The organism is Noviherbaspirillum sp., from assembly GCF_036846085.1.
GTDB lineage: Bacteria > Pseudomonadota > Gammaproteobacteria > Burkholderiales > Burkholderiaceae_D > Noviherbaspirillum.
Window position 1 is genome coordinate 1 of sequence record NZ_DAIUCO010000374.1, and the last position, 3,422, is coordinate 3,422.

The 3,422-nt window shown below is 60.1% G+C and carries 4 protein-coding genes; 1 reads left to right on the forward strand and 3 read right to left on the reverse strand.

Translation table 11 applies throughout. From position 1 onward, the window contains the following. Positions 1-369: 369 nt before the first annotated feature. From V7080_RS24850 to ygfZ, 3 genes are read right to left on the reverse strand one after another with little or no spacing between them, the layout of a single operon-like run. Positions 370-1,092 carry an NRDE family protein gene (locus V7080_RS24850; protein WP_334191055.1) on the reverse strand — a complete coding sequence of 241 codons (723 nt, stop codon included), beginning with the start codon at positions 1,090-1,092 and terminating at the stop codon, positions 370-372. Continuing rightward, complete coding sequence (locus tag V7080_RS24855) at positions 1,083-1,373, reverse strand: DUF4936 family protein (RefSeq protein ID WP_334191056.1); 291 nt, start codon at positions 1,371-1,373, stop codon at positions 1,083-1,085. The genes V7080_RS24850 and V7080_RS24855 overlap by 10 nt, the downstream gene beginning before the upstream one ends. A 16-nt stretch (positions 1,374-1,389) precedes the next feature. Then, positions 1,390-2,424, reverse strand: coding sequence for a CAF17-like 4Fe-4S cluster assembly/insertion protein YgfZ (ygfZ, locus tag V7080_RS24860; protein ID WP_334191057.1), 1,035 nt, complete (start codon positions 2,422-2,424; stop codon positions 1,390-1,392). Positions 2,425-2,530: 106 nt separating this feature from the next. Here ygfZ and mltG point away from each other — a divergent pair. After that, a partial coding sequence (gene mltG / locus V7080_RS24865; protein ID WP_334191058.1) for an endolytic transglycosylase MltG occupies positions 2,531-3,422 on the forward strand: 892 nt, incomplete at its 3' end.

Sequence of the window (3,422 nt, forward strand, 5' to 3'; positions counted from 1 at the left end):
CGGACAGCATGCTGTCCGAATTCCCTGCTCCACCCCCGAAGGGGCAGCGACTCGCCTCGCTGGAGCAGTGCTCCAGCCCTTTTTTGCCTTCTTTTTTGGTGAGACAAAAAAGAAGGTGGCCCGCCGGGGCCAGTCCCGGCTAGTGTCTTCGAAGAACTACAGGCGTTGTAATACCGGAGATACTCCGTCGCTCTGGATTCCCGCCTTCGCGGGAATGACAGAGATAATCCGCTACCGAAGACACTCCGTAGCTCTGGATTTCCTCTTGCAGGGTGCGCACTGGCTTGCAAAACAATACTGTTTTACAAGAAATGCCAGGCAAATGCGCTGAGCGTTTTCACACAACACACCAAAAGAACTCAAGCACACCTACCGAATTGCCCGCTCCCGCAATTCCGCTCCGTCTTCCCCATACAACCGAACCAGCGTCGAACTCCGCGTCCCGTACTCTGGCAACTCAATGCACACTGCCGACAAAGCCCGCTCCCACTCCAGGCTGATGCCGGTCTGCGGCAGCCTGCAATCCGAAGCAATCGTCGTATCGGTGAGCATTTCGAAGTAAGCATCTTCCGGCGCACCCTGGCAAAGCAGGCTGGCAAACTGGGCCTTGGTGCTCACCACCTTCGGCCATGGCGTATCGAGTGCGCCGTTGGACAGCCCATAAATGCCCGGTGGAAGAGGGCGGCCATTGCGTTCGTCATCCGCGGTATTGGAGTACCAGATCAGCTTGCCGGCATCGCCGACCAGCAGGTTGAAACCATTGTACAAATGCGCCCGCCCGGCGATTTCGCGCACGTAGTCGTCCGGGCTGGTATCGCTCCCGAGGTAGTCGGCGACCAGGGCGCCGCGGGTGGGCGCGTCACTGCGTTTCTGGTCGGGAGCGCGGATGTTGGTGACGGCGGCAAAACGGCCGCTGCGATTGATGCCCATCCAGGTTCCGCCGCCCTGCAAATCACGGCCTGCGTAGATATGCGGGCGGTCGGTCCACCAGTCGGCGGGAACAGCGGGGCGATTGTAGAATTCGTCGCGGTTGCCGGCGGCGATCAGCGGAACGCCGGGGACGACGTGCCAGGCAAAGACGATCAAGCACATGTGGAGCAGTCCAGAAAATATTCCATATTGCGTTTGCCTTCGATCAGTTTGACGAGGTCGGTCTGCGCGACAGCCTGCTCCAGCCGCAGGTCAAAGCCGTCCGGTATGGCAAGATACACCTCCATCCAGGTGTGCTGCCCTTGCTGTTCTTCGGGACGTCGCTTGAGTGCGGTGACGATACCATATTCCCGCGAAAGCGATTGCTGCAGCGTGCGGACCGTCAATTGCAGTGAGCGGGCGTGTTCGGAACGCACGCGGTAATAGATATACAAGTCCTTCATGCGCGATCCGGCTTGTTCAGGCCGCGTCGGGCAGGGAATAGGGCAGGCTGCCGAAACGCAGCACAGGACCATTCGCCGAACCCAGATGCACGCCGGATTGCTCTGTGGCGGCAATCTTCACCTCGACCAGGCAATCCATCCCGCCGGCGTCGTTTTTTTCGGCATTCACAATCATGCCGCAGGGTTGATCCGGATCGGCTGCGGAAAACACCTCCATGCCGGCGCGCGCATCGATCGTCTCGACCGACGCGAGCATCATCCGCCGCTTGAGCTTGCCGAGGTACTGGCTGCGGGCGACGATTTCCTGTCCGGGATAGCACCCCTTCTTGAAGTTCACTCCGCCGACCAGCTCGAAATTGACCATCTGCGGCACGAACTGCTCCTGGGTCGGCTGCGTGATGCGCGGGATGCCCGCATGGATTTCCGACAGCCGCCAGAGGGCAGCGCCGGCCGGCGGTAATTTTGCGGTCAATGTCGGCCAGGCGGCCTGGGCGGTCATCGGGTCGGCGACCCAGAGATAGCGCGGAACCGAGAGCGCATCCGCCATGCGGATCAGGATGCCGGCGTCCGACTCGGCCTTGCCGAAGGGCGCCGCTGGCGGCACGGGAAACCACTGCGTCAGCAAACCGGCGACATCGTGCCCGGCGAGACCAAGCGACACATGCGTGTCGGAGACATCATTGAGCTTGACCTTGGCGCGCAGCACGAACATTTGCAGGCGCTTCTGCACGGCGGGTTGGATTGCACGCGGCAGTTGCAGCATGATGCTGTCGCCGGCCTTCCATGTCAGCATGCTCGCCAGCAGCCGACCCTTCGGAGAACAATATCCGGCCAGCCGCGCCTCGGACGGGCCGAGATGCTCCACGTCATTGGTCAGCTGGTTATGGAGGAAAACAGCCGCCTCTTCACCGGACGCAGCGATCAGGCCAAGATCGGTGAGGGGGGCAACGAAGGCAGACGGCGCCGGGCTGTCGCCGGCGAAGCCGATGACGTCGTTGCCGGCGTCCAGGACGGCACTGTGCTGGATCAAGAATTGCAACCATGTATTCATGTCGGCGGTCTCAAACTAAAAATGGTTTTATCATCACGGCTCGATTATAGTGAGCCCGCAAAAAATCGTTCGATTCACGCAGTTTCCCGTTCCAGGCATCGTTTTGATTAAAAAATTTATCCTCGTTGTCATTGTTTTCGCCCTGCTTGCAGCGGGCGTGACAGTTTTTTGGGCAAACCGGCCTATTCTTGATGCGGGCCGGCAGCCGCTCGAATTTACCATCCGCTCGGGGAGCAGCGTAGCCAGCACCGCCGAGCAGATTGCTGCTGCGGGAGCGCCGGTGAATCCTGCCTGGTTCGCCGTCCTGGCCCGCCTGAGCGGAAAAGGTGGACGGTTAAAGGCGGGCCACTACGAATTAAAGCCGGGCACTTCCCCGCTGGGTCTGATCGATCAGCTTGTCAGGGGTGAATTCGCACAGGAATCGCTCGCTATCATAGAGGGTTGGACATTCCGGCAGATGCGCCAGGTTATTGACGCCCATCCCGCGCTGAAGCATGACACCGCCGGACTTTCCGACGCCGAACTGATGCAAAAGGTCGCGCCGGATTACCGTTTGCCGGAAGGACTGTTTTTCCCTGATACGTACCGGTTTGCAAAAGGATCGAGCGATATCCAGGTCTACAGGCAGGCCCACGCATTGTTGCTGAAACGCCTGAACCAGGTATGGGAAAAGCGCGATCCGTCGTTGCCCTACAAAAATCCGTATGAAGCGCTGATCATGGCCTCCATCATCGAAAAGGAAACCGGGCAGAAGTCCGAGCGCAACATGATCGCCGCAGTCTTCGTCAACCGGCTCCGCCTAGGCATGCTGCTGCAGACCGATCCGACGGTGATTTACGGCATGGGGGACAAGTTCAAGGGCAACATCCGCAAACGCGACCTGGAGACCGATACCCCATACAACAGCTACACCCGTGCCGGCCTGCCGCCGACGCCGATCGCGTTGCCCGGCGCGGAATCGCTGGCGGCAGCGCTGAATCCGGCCGCCAGCAATGCAC

Coding starts and splice junctions, on each gene's coding strand:
- V7080_RS24855 (WP_334191056.1), bottom strand. CDS start 1,373: ATGAAGGACTTGTATATCTATTACCGCGTGCGTTCCGAACACGCCCGC.
- V7080_RS24850 (WP_334191055.1), bottom strand. CDS start 1,092: ATGTGCTTGATCGTCTTTGCCTGGCACGTCGTCCCCGGCGTTCCGCTG.
- ygfZ (WP_334191057.1), bottom strand. CDS start 2,424: ATGAATACATGGTTGCAATTCTTGATCCAGCACAGTGCCGTCCTGGAC.